14 protein-coding genes and 1 pseudogene are annotated in these 18678 nt (G+C 41.6%); 10 read left to right on the plus strand and 5 right to left on the minus strand.

Going from position 1 to position 18678, the window contains the following annotated elements; all coding sequences use genetic code 11:
* The first annotated feature begins 73 nt into the window (after nucleotides 1-73).
* The 9 genes from prfC to deoD all read left to right on the plus strand — a co-directional run bounded on the left by prfC (nucleotide 74) and on the right by deoD (nucleotide 10907).
* Nucleotides 74-1663 carry a peptide chain release factor 3 gene (gene prfC / locus G6Q48_RS11600; RefSeq protein ID WP_166266566.1) on the plus strand — a complete coding sequence of 530 codons (1590 nt, stop codon included), beginning with the start codon at nucleotides 74-76 and terminating at the stop codon, nucleotides 1661-1663.
* 194 nt (nucleotides 1664-1857) lie between these two features.
* On the plus strand, nucleotides 1858-2268 hold the full coding sequence (locus G6Q48_RS11605; protein ID WP_166266568.1) for a BON domain-containing protein: 411 nt from the start codon (nucleotides 1858-1860) through the stop codon (nucleotides 2266-2268).
* 142 nt (nucleotides 2269-2410) lie between these two features.
* Nucleotides 2411-3508, plus strand: coding sequence for a patatin-like phospholipase family protein (locus G6Q48_RS11610; RefSeq protein ID WP_102138935.1), 1098 nt, complete (start codon nucleotides 2411-2413; stop codon nucleotides 3506-3508).
* Complete coding sequence (locus G6Q48_RS11615) at nucleotides 3501-4286, plus strand: TatD family hydrolase (RefSeq protein WP_232368229.1); 786 nt, start codon at nucleotides 3501-3503, stop codon at nucleotides 4284-4286. The genes G6Q48_RS11610 and G6Q48_RS11615 overlap by 8 nt, the downstream gene beginning before the upstream one ends.
* A gap of 305 nt (nucleotides 4287-4591) precedes the next feature.
* Complete coding sequence (locus tag G6Q48_RS11620) at nucleotides 4592-5875, plus strand: NupC/NupG family nucleoside CNT transporter (protein ID WP_181490142.1); 1284 nt, start codon at nucleotides 4592-4594, stop codon at nucleotides 5873-5875.
* A gap of 488 nt (nucleotides 5876-6363) precedes the next feature.
* Nucleotides 6364-7143, plus strand: coding sequence for a deoxyribose-phosphate aldolase (gene deoC / locus G6Q48_RS11625; protein WP_102138938.1), 780 nt, complete (start codon nucleotides 6364-6366; stop codon nucleotides 7141-7143).
* 48 nt (nucleotides 7144-7191) lie between these two features.
* Entirely contained in the window at nucleotides 7192-8514 is a 1323-nt protein-coding gene (gene deoA / locus G6Q48_RS11630) for a thymidine phosphorylase (RefSeq protein WP_102138939.1), read from the plus strand.
* 53 nt (nucleotides 8515-8567) lie between these two features.
* Nucleotides 8568-9791 (plus strand): phosphopentomutase, encoded by a 1224-nt coding sequence (gene deoB, locus G6Q48_RS11635; RefSeq protein WP_166266570.1) that lies wholly within the window; start codon nucleotides 8568-8570, stop codon nucleotides 9789-9791.
* Nucleotides 9792-10190: 399 nt separating this feature from the next.
* Complete coding sequence (gene deoD / locus G6Q48_RS11640) at nucleotides 10191-10907, plus strand: purine-nucleoside phosphorylase (protein ID WP_166266572.1); 717 nt, start codon at nucleotides 10191-10193, stop codon at nucleotides 10905-10907.
* A gap of 67 nt (nucleotides 10908-10974) precedes the next feature.
* Here deoD and G6Q48_RS11645 read toward each other — a convergent pair whose 3' ends face one another.
* The 3 genes from G6Q48_RS11645 to G6Q48_RS11655 all read right to left on the minus strand — a co-directional run bounded on the left by G6Q48_RS11645 (nucleotide 10975) and on the right by G6Q48_RS11655 (nucleotide 12062).
* Nucleotides 10975-11295 carry a CcdB family protein gene (locus tag G6Q48_RS11645; RefSeq protein ID WP_166266574.1) on the minus strand — a complete coding sequence of 107 codons (321 nt, stop codon included), beginning with the start codon at nucleotides 11293-11295 and terminating at the stop codon, nucleotides 10975-10977.
* Nucleotides 11295-11483 carry a type II toxin-antitoxin system CcdA family antitoxin gene (locus G6Q48_RS11650; protein ID WP_102138942.1) on the minus strand — a complete coding sequence of 63 codons (189 nt, stop codon included), beginning with the start codon at nucleotides 11481-11483 and terminating at the stop codon, nucleotides 11295-11297. Before G6Q48_RS11650 ends, G6Q48_RS11645 begins: the two co-directional genes overlap by 1 nt.
* 84 nt (nucleotides 11484-11567) lie before the next feature.
* Nucleotides 11568-12062, minus strand: coding sequence for a GNAT family N-acetyltransferase (locus tag G6Q48_RS11655; protein WP_166266576.1), 495 nt, complete (start codon nucleotides 12060-12062; stop codon nucleotides 11568-11570).
* Nucleotides 12063-12422: 360 nt separating this feature from the next.
* Between G6Q48_RS11655 and G6Q48_RS11660 the strand changes: the two genes are divergently transcribed.
* Nucleotides 12423-14099, plus strand: a complete 1677-nt coding sequence (locus tag G6Q48_RS11660) for a hypothetical protein (protein WP_166266578.1) — start codon at nucleotides 12423-12425, stop codon at nucleotides 14097-14099.
* A gap of 69 nt (nucleotides 14100-14168) precedes the next feature.
* Here the strand turns inward: G6Q48_RS11660 and G6Q48_RS11665 are convergent.
* Together G6Q48_RS11665 and G6Q48_RS11670 are read right to left on the minus strand one after the other, a co-directional pair.
* Nucleotides 14169-16958 (minus strand): annotated as a pseudogene (locus tag G6Q48_RS11665) (M16 family metallopeptidase).
* On the minus strand, nucleotides 16948-18654 hold the full coding sequence (locus G6Q48_RS11670) for an ABC transporter ATP-binding protein/permease (protein ID WP_166266580.1): 1707 nt from the start codon (nucleotides 18652-18654) through the stop codon (nucleotides 16948-16950). Before G6Q48_RS11670 ends, G6Q48_RS11665 begins: the two are co-directional and overlap by 11 nt.
* Nucleotides 18655-18678 lie beyond the last annotated feature (24 nt).

Raw genomic sequence — 18678 nt, forward strand, 5'->3', positions numbered from 1 at the left:
GCGACGCCAAGAGCCACATTGAGCCTCTTCGAATGCTTATACAAATCTGTATATAAACGAAAAGAACGGTTAAATGACAGATCAGAACTTTCTCCATGAAGTTAGCACACGCAGAACGTTTGCTATCATATCCCACCCCGATGCGGGTAAAACCACAATAACCGAAAAAGTGTTATTGTTTGGACACGCTATTCAACGTGCAGGTACGGTAAAAGGCCGTGGCTCTAACCAACACGCTAAATCCGACTGGATGGAAATGGAAAAGCAGCGTGGTATTTCGATTACCACCTCTGTCATGCAGTTTCCTTATAATGATTGTCTTGTTAACTTACTGGATACCCCAGGTCACGAAGACTTCTCTGAAGATACTTACCGTACATTAACAGCGGTTGACTGCTGCTTAATGGTGATTGACTCAGGTAAAGGGGTTGAAGACCGGACACGTAAGCTGATGGAAGTTACCCGTTTACGTGACACTCCAATCTTAACTTTCATGAATAAATTGGATCGTGATATTCGTGACCCAATGGAATTAATGGATGAAGTGGAAAACGAGCTGAAAATAGCGTGTTGTCCAATCACATGGCCTATCGGTTGTGGTAAATTATTCAAGGGTGTTTATCATTTATTACGCGATGAAACAATCCTATACCAAACAGGTCAAGGGCATACAATTCAAGAAATCCGTATTATTAAAGGGCTAAATAACCCGGATCTCGATGCAGCCGTAGGTGATGAACTAGCCGCGCAGTTACGCGATGAGCTGGAATTGGTTCAAGGGGCATCCCATGAGTTTGACCATGATGCCTTCTTGCAGGGGGAATTAACCCCAGTCTTTTTCGGAACAGCGTTAGGTAACTTTGGTGTTGACCATATGTTAGATGGTTTAGTGGAGTGGGCTCCGCAGCCGCAACCACGCCAAACAGATTTACGCCAAGTTAATGCGACAGAAGAAAAATTCACTGGCTTCGTGTTTAAAATTCAAGCCAATATGGACCCGAAACACCGTGACCGTGTTGCATTTATGCGTATTGTTTCAGGTACTTATGAGAAAGGCATGAAACTGCGCCAAGTCCGTATCAAAAAAGACGTAGTAATTTCCGATGCGTTAACTTTTATGGCGGGGGACCGCTCTCAGGTCGAAAACGCCTACGCAGGGGATATTATTGGGTTGCACAACCATGGCACGATCCAAATCGGTGATACCTTCACACAAGGTGAAGAACTCAAATTTACGGGTATTCCAAACTTTGCCCCTGAATTATTCCGTCGTATTCGTTTACGTGACCCGCTAAAACAAAAACAACTGCTAAAAGGCCTCGTTCAGTTATCTGAAGAGGGGGCGGTACAGGTTTTCCGTCCGTTAACTAACAATGACTTAATTGTTGGTGCGGTAGGGGTGCTGCAGTTTGACGTGGTGGTTTCGCGTTTGAAAAGCGAATATAACGTTGAAGCTATTTATGAAGCTGTTAACGTTTCTACTGCGCGTTGGGTTGAGTGCGATGATGCGAAGAAACTTGAAGAGTTTAAGCGCAAAAATGAGCAAAATTTAGCCCTTGATGGTGGCGATAACTTATCTTATATCGCACCTACAATGGTGAATCTTAACCTCACCAGTGAACGCTACCCTGACGTTAAATTCCGCAAAACACGCGAACACTAATTGTGTTTATGACCCACGACTAACATGGTTAGCAGTGGGTCATCTTATTTCGAACTTCATTTAAAGTTACTTTCCCTGTTTTTTGGTGCTTATCATCAAGAATATTCTGTGTTTATTACCTTTCTCTTTATTTTTTATGTTTTTTTACTTAGGCTATATTATTCGTTGTCCATTGCAGTGAAAGGAAGGTTTTTATGAAAAAAGCAAAACTATTGAGTTGGTTAGGAGTTATTGGGTTGAGCTGGGCACTCGCGGCTTGTAGCTCATCATCTGATAGTGCTTTGAAAAAACAAGCTTCAGATACGTGGGACAGTGCATCTAAGACAGTTGAAATGGCAGGTAAAGATACTGGAAATGCTATTTCGAGTGGCGCTAAAAATACCGGCGAGTACATTGATGACTCAGCGATTACTGCTGATGTAAAAGGGAAATTACTGGGTACGAAAGGTATATCGAGTAACAGCGTATCAGTTAAAACCGTCAATGGTGTTGTTTACTTATCAGGTTTTGTTAAATCAGCTGAGCAAATGGATAAAATTACCCAAGTTGCATCGCAAGTTAATGGGGTTAAATCGGTACAAAATGGTTTAGTGATTGCTAACTAAGCGGTAAATAAATGTCTCAATAGCTCATATTGCTGAGTATTTATTGTACAATGTTGATAGAATGGGCTTTCTAGGGGAAGCTCATTCTGTTTTTGAGCTATTTAAAGTGAATTAAAAAGAACTTCTGTCATCCAGAGGCATTATGGGAAAACACGTTTCAGTTACACTCGGCACGATTGAGCCGCTTGCATTCTTTGATAATATCAACTCGGGAAAAACGGCTCTGATTTGTGAAGGTGGCGGCCAACGAGGGATTTTTACTGCAGGTGTACTGGATGAGTTTCTTATCTCTGATTTCAACCCTTTTGATCTGATGATTGGTACTTCTGCAGGAGCTCAAAACCTTTCTGCGTATATTTGTGGGCAAGCGGGCTACGCACGTCGCGTGATCACACGCTATACAACCAATTCAGCATTTTTTAATCCCTTGCGGTTTATTCGAGGTGGCCATCTGATTGATTTAGATTGGCTAGTCGATACCACAGCAAAAGAATTTCCATTACGTATACAAGCAGGGCTCGATTTATTAGATTCAGGCCGTGAATTCTATATGGGGGCAAGTCGCAGTGATGATTTTTCTGCGGCCTTCTTACAGCCTGATGCCGACACTTGGTTGGATATCATTCGTGCGTCCAGCGCGATCCCGGGTTTTTATCGGGAAGGCGTCGAACTTGATGGCACTTTATATCAGGATGGCGGTATTAGTGCTGCGATCCCAGTTGAAGAGGCATATCGTCGTGGCGCAGAGACCATTGTTGTGATCCGTACCGTTCCCTCCCAAATGTATTTTACCCCTGAATGGGTGAAAAGAATGACTCGGTGGTTGGAAGGGGAAAATAATGGCCTACAACGTATGGCCGCTATGCTGAAAGTTCATCTGAAAAGTTACCGTAAAACGCAAGAATTTATTGAAAACCCACCAAAAGATGTACAGGTCTTTGAGATTTATCCACCTGTTCCACTGAAAAGCAGTGCGCTGGGTAGTAAGGTGTCTTCACTTAATCAAGATTACCATACGGGTCGCCGGTGTGGCCGCTATTTTATTGCAGCACTGGGTGACGCATTTGACCACAGTACAAATCGCTTTAGACATACCTTGGCACAGAAAATTGAGTCGAATCCATTAGATATTCAGCTTGAGCCTCAAGTACCGAGTGAGCTCATTCCTGAATTGGTGACTGAGCCTGTCTCTTCAGTGCCTCTGGCTGCAATATCAGCAAATGAGAGCCGTGATGGCTGAGCTTCAATTTATCGATACCCATTGCCATTTTGATTTTCCACCCTTTAGTGACTCTTTTACTGAAAGCTTGAAGCTTGCTCAGCAAAGTGGCGTGAGCGATATTGTCATTCCTACGGTGAGTGTGGATAATTTTGAGCGTGTTTGGCAACTGGCACAGCAGTACCCGCAGCTCCATGCTGCTATGGGTTTTCATCCATTATATTTAAGTCAGTTTCAAGAGCAACATATTGATATATTGACTGATTATCTAACTGAAAAAAATAAAAAATGTGTAGCGATAGGCGAGATTGGGCTTGATCTCTATATGCAAAACCCGCAATTTGAACGCCAGCAAGAGGTGTTGTCCGCACAATTAAAGTTAGCGAAACAGTTTGATTTACCCGTTATTTTGCATTCACGAAAAAGCCATGACCCATTAGCAGCGATGTTACGTCGTTTTGAGGTCCCTGCTCGTGGTGTCGTACATGGCTTTGCTGGCAGCCTATCTCAAGCACAAGCCTTTGTTAAACTTGGTTATTATATTGGTGTGGGTGGAACCATTACTTATGAAAGAGCGAATAAAACTCGCCATGTGATGTCCCAACTTCCTTTGGCTTCATTATTATTCGAAACGGACGCCCCCGATATGCCTGTTTCGGGTTTCCAAGGTGAGCCAAATCGGCCTGAACGTATTGAGTGGGTTTTTCGTTCATTATGTGAGCTTCGCCACGAATCCCCTGAAGAAATAGCCCAACAACTTTACAACAATAGCTTGTCGTTATTTAATCTCACCAAATAAAACCGCATACAAATTCATAAGTAATGTTTATGTAATTTCACTAGTTAGCTATTTAAATCTATTTAGTCTTTATTGTGATGAATTAGGACTTTAGTTCCTTTCCAGACTAAACCGAGTCTATTTTGTGATTTTTGTCACATTATGTGAATTTTTGTTGTTTATTGCAGTGTGTATTTGTGATGAGTATTGCGGGTTATTGGTGATGACTAGGTATAATCATCAGATTAAGAATCAAGGCGACTTACACGTTTCCTTATATATCAACCTAAAATAAAGTGAACAGGGATCCTTCCATGCAGCTCATTATGAGTATTATCGGAATGGCGGTACTTATCGCGATAGCTATTCTATTTTCCAGCAATCGCCGAGCAATTAAACTCCGCACAGTCGGTGGTGCATTTTTAATTCAATTAGCCATTGGCGCATTTGTTCTTTATGTTCCTGCGGGGCGTAGTGTGCTTCAAGGGATGTCTGATGCGGTTTCTAAAGTTATTGGATATGGCCAAGATGGGATGAGTTTCATCTTCGGTGGCCTTGTTTCCGATAAAATGTTTGAACTGTTTGGCGGCGGTGGCTTTATTTTCGCTTTCCGTGTTCTGCCAATTATCGTTTTCTTCTCTTCATTAATTGCTGTGCTTTATTATTTAGGCATCATGCAGTTAGTGATTAAAATTCTTGGTGGTGGCCTGCAAAAAGTACTGGGAACCTCAAGAACCGAATCCTTATCTGCGACAGCGAATATCTTCGTAGGGCAAACGGAAGCGCCATTGGTTGTTCGCCCTTATATTGCAACAATGACCACATCAGAGCTGTTTGCCATCATGTGTGGTGGTTTAGCTTCTGTCGCGGGTTCAGTTTTGGCGGGCTATGCACAAATGGGTGTGCCTATGGAATACCTGATCGCCGCCTCCTTTATGGCCGCTCCAGGTGGTTTATTATTCGCTAAACTGATGGTTCCAGAAACGGAAGATGTGAACGATCGGGTTGATGCAACCGATTTAGTTGCTGAAGATGAGCGCCCAGCCAATATCATTGATGCAGCAGCATCTGGTGCATCATCAGGGATGCAACTGGCACTGAACGTGGGTGCAATGTTATTAGCTTTTATCGCATTGATTGCGTTGATTAATGGCATCTTAGGTGGCATTGGTGGTTGGTTTGATTATCCACAATTATCACTTGAATTATTATTAGGTTGGTTATTTGCACCGATTGCCTTCTTAATTGGTGTACCGTGGAGTGAAGCGACAGTTGCGGGTTCTTTTATCGGTCAAAAAATTGTCGTGAATGAATTTGTTGCCTTTATGAACTTTGGTGATTATATGAAGGCAGATGCAGAAGTGCTGGCAGCGGGTAAACAAGTGCTTTCTGACCATACTAAAGCGATTATTTCGTTCGCATTATGTGGGTTTGCGAACCTTTCATCCGTTGCTATCTTACTCGGTGGTTTAGGGGGCATGGCGCCAAATCGTCGTAGTGAGGTTGCTCGTTTAGGTATGAAAGCGGTTATGGCGGGTACCCTGTCTAATTTAATGAGTGCAACCATCGCAGGCTTTTTCTTGACGTTAGGCGCAGCGGCAGTCATTTAATTTATGTATCTGGTGGTAAGATTTATACCATCTCAAATAAGTCAATCGGAAGGGCAATAGTCCTTCCGTTTTCATTTTGATTCGCTATATTCTTTTATGACTTTTTATATCAATCGTAAATTTTCAACTATTCTTAACTTAGTCAATTAATGATGAAGAATACATTGAAAAGCCATTTGAGCGAAAAACTGATGGTGAGAGATGATATAATTAGATATTCATCACATTTTTTATTTTAATAATGTAACATTCAGTCGATTAATGTGATTTGTAGCACATAAAAAGGCATCATTCCATGGTCAAATAGGCATTAGTAAGCTGCTATGGAACTGCTAGTTCTCAGAGTCTAGGACTCTAGGGCATGATGCGGTGAGAAGGATCTCAGCTGCTCAGTTCGGAAAGCATCCGACTAGCATCTTTAAGGAACCAAGCCCGCTCGCCAACAAAGAACGTGTCGTTCTGAAGAATTAACAACGTTGGAGAGTTATATGACTGATTTAAAAGCGGCCGCACAACGCGCGCTGTCCCTTATGGATTTAACCACTTTAAATGATGACGATACCGATGCAAAAGTCATCGCACTGTGTCATCAGGCGAAAAGCCCAGCAGGCAATACGGCAGCAATCTGTATTTACCCTCGTTTCATTCCAATTGCACGTAAAACATTACGTGAACAAGGCACTCCAGATGTGCGTATTGCAACGGTCACAAATTTCCCACACGGTAACGATGATATTGATATCGCATTAGCTGAAACTAAAGCGGCGATTGCTTACGGTGCAGATGAAGTTGACGTTGTTTTCCCTTATCGCGCACTGATTGCCGGTAATGAACAAATTGGTTTTGACTTAGTGAAAGCCTGTAAAGACGCTTGTGCAGCTGCCAATGTGTTGTTGAAAGTGATCATTGAAACAGGTGAATTAAAAGATGCAGCGTTAATCCGTAAAGCGTCTGAAATTTCGATTAAAGCGGGTGCTGATTTTATTAAAACCTCTACGGGTAAAGTGCCTGTTAATGCAACTTTAGAAAGTGCAGAAATCATGATGCAAGTCATCCATGATATGGGCGTTGAAAAAACAGTAGGCTTTAAGCCAGCTGGTGGTGTACGTACCGCAGAAGAAGCCGCTGAATACTTAGCGTTAGCGGGACGAATTTTAGGTGACAATTGGGCTGATAGCCGCCACTTCCGTTTTGGGGCTTCTAGCTTATTAGCAAATTTATTAAATACGCTGGGTTTTGACGTTAAAAAATCAAGCAGCAGCTATTAATTATCGCAATATTGTTAGCCGATAAATTCGACTTTAAAGGAGCATATTGTGTTTCTGGCACAAGAAATTATCCGTAAAAAACGCGATGGTAAGCCATTAAGTGAAGAAGAAATTCGTTTCTTTATCAATGGAGTTCGTGATAACTCAGTTTCAGAAGGTCAAATTGCTGCATTGGCAATGACTATCTATTTTAATGATATGACCATGCCTGAGCGTGTTGCATTGACATTAGCAATGCGTGATTCAGGTACGGTTCTGAACTGGAAATCACTCAACCTCAACGGCCCATTAGTTGATAAACACTCAACGGGCGGCGTGGGTGATGTGACTTCACTGATGCTTGGTCCAATGGTTGCAGCTTGTGGTGGTTATGTACCGATGATCTCAGGCCGTGGTCTAGGCCACACTGGTGGGACATTAGATAAGCTTGAAGCGATCCCTAATTTCGATATCTTCCCAGATGATGTCCGTTTCCGTGACATTATCAAAGATGTCGGGGTGGCAATTATTGGGCAAACTAACTCATTGGCGCCTGCTGATAAACGTTTTTATGCGACCCGTGATATTACCGCGACAGTGGACTCAATTCCGCTAATCACGGCTTCAATTTTAGGCAAAAAACTGGCTGAAGGCCTTGATGCTCTAGTGATGGACGTTAAAGTCGGCTCTGGTGCATTTATGCCAACGTATGAGAAGTCAGAACAGCTAGCAGAGTCTATTGTTAAAGTAGCCAATGGGGCGGGTTGTAAAACGACCGCATTATTGACTGACATGAATGAAGTGTTGGCATCCAGTGCAGGTAACGCAGTTGAAGTACGTGAAGCGGTTCAATTCTTAACGGGTGAATACCGTAATCCACGCCTTTATGAAGTTACCATGGCATTATGCGTAGAAATGTTAGTGTCTGGTTCATTAGCTGCAAACCGCGAAGAAGCGCGCCAAAAATTACAAGCAGTATTAGATAATGGTAAAGCGGCAGAAGTGTTTGGTCGCATGGTTGCCGCTCAAAAGGGGCCTGTTGATTTTGTTGAAAACTACAACAAATATCTGCCAACAGCCGTGCTGAGCAAAGCCGTTTATGCACCACAAGACGGTATTATCACGCAAATGGATACACGTGCGCTGGGTATGTCTGTCGTGACTTTAGGTGGTGGTCGTCGTAAAGCGACAGACCCAATTGATTATAGCGTTGGTTTGAGCGATATCGCTGCGTTAGGTGCCAAAGTGGATACCCAGACGCCACTGGCAATTATCCATGCAAATAGTGAAAAAGCGTGGGAAGAAGCGGCGAAGGAAGTGCGCGAAGCGATGGTGATTGGCGACAAGGCACCTGAAGCGACACCTATGGTTTATCGCCAAATCAGCGAATAATACAAATAGATTTTAGTGGTATATCGTATTTAAAAATACCGCAGGAGAAAAATATGAAACGCACATTTATTATGGTTTTGGATTCCTTTGGGATCGGAGCTGCACACGATGCACATAAATTTGGTGATGAAGGCTCAAATACGTTGGGTCACATTGCAGATGCTTGCGCACGCGGCGAAGCGGATATTGGCCGTAAAGGGCCTCTGCATTTACCGAATTTAACAAAATTAGGTTTAGGTAAAGCAGGAGAGGAATCAAGCGGTTCATTCCCTGCGGGCCTTGATCCTAAAGCAGAAATTATTGGCGCATATGGTTATGCGAGCGAAATTTCTTCGGGTAAAGATACGCCATCAGGCCACTGGGAAATTGCGGGTGTGCCTGTGCTATTCGACTGGGGTTATTTCTCCGATGAAGAAAACAGCTTCCCACAAGAACTGTTGGACACTTTAGTTGAGAAAGCTAACTTACCGGGCTATTTAGGTAACTGTCATTCATCAGGTACAGTTATCCTTGATCAACTGGGTGAAGAGCATATGAAAACAGGGAAACCTATTTTCTATACCTCTGCTGACTCAGTATTCCAAATTGCGTGTCACGAAGAAACTTACGGCTTAGATAAACTGTATGAGCTGTGTGAAATTGCGCGTGAAGAGTTAACCAAAGGTGGTTATAACATTGGCCGTGTTATCGCGCGTCCATTTGTTGGTGACAAGGCTGGTAACTTCACACGTACAGGTAACCGCCATGACTTAGCGGTAGAGCCACCAGCACCAACGGTATTGAAAAAATTAGTTGATGAAAAACAAGGTGAAGTCGTCTCTATCGGTAAAATTGCGGATATTTACGCTCACGTAGGTATCACTAAGAAAATCAAAGCCACAGGCATTGATGCGCTGTTCGATGCCACCGTTGAAGAAATGAAACTGGCGGGTGACAACACTATCGTTTTCACTAACTTTGTGGATTTTGACTCTGCATATGGCCACCGCCGTGATGTGGCCGGTTATGCCGCAGCATTAGAATTATTCGACCGCCGTTTACCTGAGCTGATGAAATTAGTTAAAGAAGACGACATTCTAATTTTAACGGCTGACCACGGTTGTGACCCAACTTGGCCAGGTACTGACCATACCCGTGAGCACATTCCTGTGTTGGTTTATGGCCCGAAAGTGAAACCAGGTTCATTAGGTCATCGCGAAACCTTCGCGGACATTGGGCAGACAGTGGCTAAGTACTTTGATTTGTCGCCGATGGATTATGGTAAACTAATGCTCTAACACCCATTACCCGTCATACTTTGAGCTGTAGCGGTGTTGGCTGCACAAAATCACCCGAATCACATACTGATGTATGCTCATAGGGATGATTTTCTTTGCCGCCTAGCTACAACTCAAATTATTTAGGGTAATGGCGGGAAGTTAAAGGTAATGGGCAAGGCTTTGCCGTCATACTTTGAGCTGTAGCGGTGTTGGCTGCACAAAATCACCCGAATCACATACTGATGTATGCTCATAGGGATGATTTTCTTTGCCGCCTAGCTACAACTCAAATTATTTAGGGTAATGGCGGGGAATTAAAAGTAATGGGCAAGGCTTTGTCGTCATACTTTTTTAATAATAAGGTAGGAAACCACCTTATTAACTTAAAAATATTTAATCATTTAAAGGGAAATAATCATGGCAACTCCACATATTAATGCAGAAATGGGTGATTTCGCTGATGTCGTTCTGATGCCAGGCGACCCATTACGTGCAAAATACATCGCTGAAACTTTCCTTCAGGATGTTCACCAAGTCAATAATGTGCGTGGCATGTTAGGTTTTACAGGGACTTATAAAGGTCGTAAAATTTCTGTAATGGGTCACGGCATGGGGATCCCTTCGTGCTCTATTTACGCGAAAGAGCTGATCACTGACTTCGGTGTAAAAGTGATTATTCGTGTGGGTTCATGTGGCGCAGTTATGGATGACGTGAAATTGCGTGATGTTGTGATTGGTATGGGCGCTTGTACTGATTCACGTGTTAACCGTCAACGCTTTAAAGAAAATGATTTTGCAGCGATTGCAGACTATGACTTAGTCCATAATGCGGTTGAAGCGGCAAAAGCGAGAAATGTGAATGTCCGTGTGGGTAACCTGTTCTCAGCAGACCTATTCTACTCACCAGACCCTGATATGTTCAAAGTGATGGAAAAATACGGCATTCTGGGCGTTGAAATGGAAGCTGCGGGTATCTATGGTGTTGCGGCTGAGTTTGGTGCGCGTGCATTAACGATTTGTACCGTTTCTGACCATATCAAAACTGGCGAACAAACTACGTCAGAAGAACGTCAAACCACGTTCAATGAGATGATTGAGATTGCACTGGATTCAGTGTTGTTAGGCGATAAATAATCGTTAGATGTTTTCATTATGCTATAAATGCCACCGATTGAGTGGCATTTTTTGTGAAATAAAAACTCTAAATCCCCGAAATGATCATGTCAACAGCCGAAATAATTTTTGCATGAACATTCGGGATGATACAGACGAGGTCACGTGGCTTAAGTTTATTAATGGAAATAGTGGTTATGGATTTAGTGATAATTACATGGTGAATACCATTAATATAAACCACAGGGGTTAGAGCCTTAACTTGTGAATTGTTATGCGATAATGGCGATATAGGCATGATAACATGTGAGTGATAGTCACTCAGTAGGTCATTTTGGATATCAATAAGATAAGGATATTGGTCTTTCGACCTGATTGATTTATTACGATAAACAGCATATTGAGGCATTAAATCACCCCATACTCATGATCATCAGTAAATAGCCCTGCTTGTTGTTCAAATTCATTAAAGTTATCAATGTTTGTTCTATTTTTTTCTTTCCATTTGGCGTCAGAGCTTTGTTTGATAGCAAGGGGGAAATCTTGTTGTAGGTTTGCCTTATTTTGCGTCTCAGTGAAATTATTTTGCGTTTTCATGGGCTACCTTAGATTAAGTGGATAAGATGGAGATTACTTTAAGGTAGCACCACTATGCTGGCAACTACCATGGTCTTTTTAAGACTAACTTTTTATCCGACTCATCATCACTGCATCAACGTATTGCCCATCACGAAAAGCATAATCTCTCATGCGGCCTTCTTGTTCGAAGCCAAACTTTTCATACAGCCCAACGCCACTGCCATTTGCTGCAAACACTTCTAGTTCTATGCGATGTACATTCAACCAGTTATCGCAGTAATCCACCATCACTTGCATCAGTTGTGAGCCAATGCCTTTGCCTTGGTGGGCTTCACTAACGGTAATGCCGAAGGTGGCGACATGGCGACGACGCACTTGGCTTGGTTGGCTAATTACAAGCAAACCGATAACTTCCTCACCAATGGTGGCAACAAACTGGGTGACGAGAGGATCATTTTCCCCGAGGCGAGCTTCCCATGTTTTTTCTGTTGGGTAAGGCAGTTGTAAGGTGTTGGCATACGCAGAATAGTCAGCGTGCATTTTAGTGATGGCTGGTACATCGTCCAGCGTTGCTCTGCGGATGGTTACGTTGTTCATTACTTTTCTCATTATCGTTGTTTTTACAATAATATTAATCACATTAAAAATATATTCTGTCAATGAGATATAAGAGTTATCACATAAAAACGATGGAATAAATTGAGTGTTTTGCAATCGCTATTTGATATAAAAAATAAATAGAAGCTTATACTATTATGAGTAATTTAGTTCAAATTAATTTAGGATTATGTCTGAATGCGCATTTAGAGTTTAACTTTCAATGTTTGTAATTGGCATTTTTTGATTTGTTCAATATAAATAAAAATGATTTAAGTAGTAATTATCTTATCGCAGATGAGGTTCATAATTTATTGAGATAAAATGGTTTTATTAATGATTGTAAATTAAGGGGAAGTCATGGGTGCTGAAAAATCCTGTTATGGGAAAATTGATTATTCCCGAAGTGGAATTGATTTAACTAATAAAATAATTGATTATTGTTCTAGGTATCAATTGATAGATAGTGCTGATGTATTGTTGAAGGATTGTTTCCATAGTAATATTTCGAAAGTTAGTGTTCAGGTTGATGCTAAAAAATATTATAAAATAATAGGTAATATAAATAAATCTCTTCATGGTTTTAATTCTCAAGATTTTTGCGATGGCATCCGAGATGTTATTATTAAACAGGCAAAAACGTTAAGACCGAATGATAATAAGGATTACTCGAGTTTAATTAAAAAATCAAAAGCTATTAATACCAAAAATCATTCATTATGCGAAGCTATTTCACTCAAAGTGAAAAATAAATCTATTGATGAGAAGTCAATTAAAAAGATTGATGAAATACTAAAAAATGCAAAAAAAACAATGTCGAATGAAGAGTTTAAATCAACATTGCTTGAAGCTCAAGTTTTAGCATTAAGCTGTAGAAGTAAAACTGTTTATGAAATGATAAACAAAGTTTTAGCTCCGCATATCGAAACTAAAGATCAATATCAATATCCTGTAGGTTCAAATACTCAGTTAGTTCAGCAGAACGCTGAAACTTCTCGACCTGATAAAGAAAAGCTCCCAGGGAGTCAAGGAAATATAGCAGTAATATCAGAAGAAACAATGATACAGAATGAGGTAAGTGACAAAACAAAAAAAGCAGGTACTTTGGAGCAAGGGCTTGCTTCCAATGTATACAATAGTGATTTATCTAATCAGGAACTAAAAAAAATTGTGCCAATAGAAAGTAATTCTATAAATAATGAATCTATAGAAAAGATGGAGCACTGTAAAGGGCGGGTTGATAAACTGAATATTGCGGTAGTTACTGATAAAATAAATAGTATGGTCAATGAACTTTCAATAAGAAAAAATCAATTAAACCAGCCGAGTTCAAGTGAAAAAGAACCTAAGTTTCAAAAAATCCTTGCTAGTCATACGATAGAGGAAGCGATTAAAATTAAAGTGCCTTTTAATGGAATCTCGGATAAGTCATTAAACTTGATTGAGTCTAAAATTAAGGCGAAATTTAATGAGTTAAAGTCAAGTAAAAACCCTGAATTCTTTGAAAGAGAAATGTTCAATGCACAGGGCATACTAAAAAAATACGATAATAAATTGGTTTGTGAAAAAATTAATAATATTATTGATAAATATTTGGATGAACATGAGTTATATATTAGAAAGAATAACAGTCCGATGAGTCGAATTTGGTATGCCATAATTTCCGTGAATTCATTACAAGATATTACACCACGTAAATACAATGAATTTAAAATGGCAATTATAGATTACTTGAAAAAAGAACCAATTGAAGATATTTTTGAGTCTTCATCCGAGTTAATACGAAAAGTATCACGTTATACTCATAAAAACATTGCTGATAAGGTTAATAATTTCATAAACGTTTACTCAATGGATAGAGTGAAAGAATTGAAGGGAAATGAAAAATTCAGTGTTGCAAGTAAGATAGAGTTATTGGAACCTGAAAAAAATAGAGATCCAGAAGAGTTAATGAAGGATATGAGTTTAAAAAAAATAGTTTCACATGTATTCAGTCGAATGATTAATAATATACGAAGGCTATTTTCCAAAAATTAATGGTTAATTTTATTTATGTGAAAATAGACAAATTAGCCCGTTGTATTTACGGGCTAATTTTTACTCATATCAAGGCGTCATCATAAATACTTTTGAATTTTGCCCTAAGTATTGACGAGCCAAGCGGTTAATATCTTCAACCGTTAACTGGCGAATAATATCTTGCTCTTGGTTTAAACGCTGATATTGCCCATCATCGCTGGCAATCTGCGCTAGAGCCTCAGTCCAATAGCTTGAACTATCCGTCACTTGTGAGTTCTCTGTTAGCCAAATATTTTTCGCTTCGGTTAGCTCTTTTTCACTCACACCTGTTTGACGAATTTGTCCAATCGTTTTTTGGGCGATTTGCGTCATTTCTTCAGCTCGTTCAGGTGAGGTGGTGAAATTCAAGCGAGCGAGGTAATAAGGTTGCGGTTTCTTCGCTAACATCTGCGAGAAGCCTAATGCATAAATGCCGCTGGCTTTTTCACGTAATTCACCGCGCAAACGCTGACTCACAATGGTATCAATAAGTTGAATAGCTAAGCTGTCTTGCTGGTTCCACACTGCAGGTGAAGCGAATTGAATGCTTACCATGCTTTTATCACTGCTGCTGATGGGATAAGTTTTATTAAAGCTGGCCATTTTGGGCATGATCCCTTGGTCGCGGGATACCAGTTTTTGGTTACTTTGTGGCAGTGATGCAACCCATTGCTCTAACAGCGGTTTTAGCTCACGGCTATTCATTGCACCTGTAATGACCAGTGTCATATCTGCTGTTGAGGTGAGTAATTGACGGTTGGCTTGTTGTAACTGCTGAGCCGTAAATTGTTGCCAGCTACCCTGTGGATTGATCACTAAAAATTCACCATGGGTATAGCTTTCTTGATTGATATTATCAAGGAACGTGCGTTCTACGGGGGTCTTGGATAAATTTAATGCAAAGGATTATTTTTGTTGCTCTAACTTTTCACCACTAAATTGCGGCGCTGTTAGCTTCAGGTTGAGTAGCTGTAGAGCCGTTTCGAGGTTATCGGCAGGGGTTTTCCCACGAAAACCATGCGTGAGCAATTCACTGTATGGGCGAACGCTAATTTGGTTTTGCTTTGCCAGCAGAGCCAGATCGCGAGCGCTGTAGTTTCCATAACCGCTGCTTTCCGGTAATTTTAATGCCCAGTCGGTTAAACCTGCCGTTTGCAGCGTTTCTAACGAGCGGCCGCCCGGTAATTGCAAGTTAAATTGAATGTCATCTTTCAGGTTTTTATCTGTTTTAACAATCACCTGAATGCCGTTGCTTAATGTCCAATGTTCCGTTTTTTCAACGGGCAGCTTAGATTGCTCAACAATACTACCTTTTATGGATTGAGGTAATTGCAATTGAATTGCTTTGGAGCGCAGTGTAAATGGCCCCGGTGTGCTTTGGCGTATTTTAAGCCATTGTTGATTAAATGCCGATTTATCAATTGCCGCGGCATCAGTATCGGGGCCAATTAATGCTAAACGTGGGGACGCGGTTTGTAGGAATTTAGCGACATGCTGTTGTAAGTCCTGTGGCTTAACGGATTTCATCAATTGGTAGCTGTTATCTAACTGTTGGCGTTTGTTCCACATTGGCATGTCATATTCAAGCGCGGTTGTCAGCTGTCCTGCTAAATATTCATTACTATAACGTTGCTCTGAAGCAGCTTGCAGGCTGAATTTCTTCAACATCGCTTGCTTTGCTGAATCAAGTTCTTCTTGGGTAACTGGCTCAGTGGCAAGGCGCTGTAGCTCTGTGAATAAAATCTCGGTGGCACCTTGGTAATCATTACCTTTCGGGTGGATAATCATCAACTGTTGTAAGCGCTGGTTATCTAACATTGCGCCTTGTTCATTGATGCTAATTGACGGCAAAATACCGTTATCCACCATAACGGAAAAACGTTGATTTAAAATGGCTAACCAGAGGTTATCCAGTAAATCGTCTGACTGCCCTAAGCGTGTATTTAGCGGTGCGCTAACATCTTTTTGTAAGGCGAATTGCACATAACGCGCCCCTTGCTCTTTATCAAACACACCTTGCACTAACATATTGGTTGAATGGGCAAATTGCTTCCATTGCGGGTTATCTTCTGCCACTTTTTCGGGCTTAGGAAGTGCAAATAAAGTATCAACCTGATTGCGTACTGATGAGCTATTGAAGTCACCAATAATCAATAGTGACATCCGCTGAGGTTGGTACCATGTTTGATAATAATCTTTTGCCTGCTCAATCGGGGCATGACGTACCACATCTAATGAACCAATGGGGTTGCGATCGACATAACGGCTACCGTGGTAACGTAATTTTTCTAAACTATCGTTGATGCGATAGCCCATCCCTTGGCGTAAGCGCCACTCTTCGACAATCACAGGGCGTTCTTTTTCAAAGGCTTCTTGGTCAAATGTCATATTTGACGCCCAATCTGCCATTACCTGTAAGCCAGTGGCGACTTGTGCTGCTGTAGCCTCAGGGAGTGATAATTTATATAGCGTGGAATTTAAACTCGTAATGGCATTCACATGGCTACCGAGTTTTAGCCCTTGGTGTTCAAGCTGTTTGAACCCCGTTGTTCCCGGAAAATGTTTGGTGCCTTTAAACGCCATATGTTCAGTAAAGTGCGCGAGACCAAGCTGTTGTTCATTTTCTTGTAATGAACCGCTACTGACCAATAAACGCAGTTCAACCCCGGGTTGATTACGTTGTAGAAGGTAAACTTGCAGCCCATTTTCGAGTTGATAGTGCTGAAGGTCACCGCGTACGGGTAATAGTGAAGTTGAATTTTTGCTCACAGATGTGCTGCCTGCGCAGCCACCGAGCAGAATACCAATCAGTGTGGCAAAGGTAATTTTACGAAGCATATTCAGGCGTTCCTGTATTTAAGAATTTTTCACTCGCAGGTTCCACGAGTAATATGTGTTGTTCCGCAAATTGAGTCACGAAGCTCTGATGGCTAACCAAAACAATGGCGCTGTCATGTAATTCAGCTTTCAATAAAGCGAGCAGCTCTAGTGCGCTAGTTTCATCAAGGGCTGAGGTCGTTTCGTCTAATAAAAGCAGTTTTGGCCGGTTGAGTAATAAACGCGCAAACATAATGCGCTGCTGTTCTCCACCAGATAAACGGTTATTCCAATCGGTTTCGAGTGCTAATTGATGATGCAGCTTTTCTAAACCGACTAACGTCAAGGCATATTGAAAATCTCGTTGGCTGAATTGGGACGCCGCTTTGGGATAAGCCAATAAGCTATCAAGCCGACTAATGGGTAAATAGAGGCGCTGTGGGATCCACATGACTTTTTCTGTTCGGCTGATAGTCCCGTTGAAGAAAGGCCAATGCCCGCTGAGTGTGCGTAATAAAGTCGATTTACCAACACCAGAACGGCCACTAATCAAGGTTAGCTCGCCTTGTTTAGCGGTTATATTCACGGAATTAATTAAGCAGCGGTTGTCAGCAGTAGAAACGGACAATTTAGCGACCAGAGGTGGCGATTTTTCGTCGATAGTCACCACGGCTTTGTTATCGTTTTCCAATAAAACCACAAAATTATATAAACGCGATACTGTTGCTTGCCATGCGGCAATTTCTTTATAAGCAAAAATAAACCAGCCCAATGAAGTGGCAACACTGGTAAAAGCTTGGCGTAGCTGCATTAATCCACCTAACATAATTTCACCCGCAAGGAATTTAGGTAGTGCGAGTAATACAGGCGCTAAAGCGGTAACTTGCTGGTAACCCACTGTATAGAAAGATAAATTTCGTTCACAACGGATCAGGCGGTTCCAGTTGGCGATGATTTCTCCAAATCGCCCCATTAGCTCTTTTCTGTCTTGGGTTTCGCCACGCTGCCCCGCAATGGCATCACCGTGTTGGCGGCAATTAATTAGCGAGCTACGGTAATCCGCTTCGCGGCGCTGTTTATCCATATGCAAGCGACGTAGCGGAAAACCTATCCATTGGGTAAGCGCAATACCAATGAGGGTGTAGATGATACAAGCCCAGAACATATAACCGGGGATGGTCCAGTCGCTATCGGCAAAATTAAACGACAGGCTGCCAGACAATGTCCAAAGAATGGCGGCAAATGAAATCAGCGTTAGCATTGAGTGGAGGAATGTCACCACTAAATTTAATGTTGATTCAATCAGTAAACGGATATCTTCAGCGATACGTTGGTCTGGGTTATCGGGTTCTTGAGACGTTAATCTTAAGAGGTAATGTTTGCTGTTGGGCGATAACCAACGGCGGAGTACTTGCTCAGTCATGCCTTTGCGCCAGCGGATAATGAGCATTTGTTTTAGGTAATTACCCATAACAACGACAAATATCAGCCCACTGACTAAGACAACAAAGTATTGCAATAAGCCATACAGCGCTTGGCCGTCGAGTTTTTGTAGGGCGTTATAGAAATCCCCATTCCACATGTTCATTTTGACGTTGAACCAGACGGATGACAACGTGAGTCCCAGAGAGGCAAACAGCAGTATCCAGCACAAAAGGGCAGCACGCTGCCCCCAAAAAGGTTTTACTAAATAGAAAAATTGTTTCAGTGTCTTCATGACGTTTTATTCATTTGTTGTTTT

Origin of the sequence: Providencia sp. M-27 (assembly GCF_011077905.1) — a bacterium.
GTDB classification, from domain to species: domain Bacteria; phylum Pseudomonadota; class Gammaproteobacteria; order Enterobacterales; family Enterobacteriaceae; genus Providencia; species Providencia huaxiensis.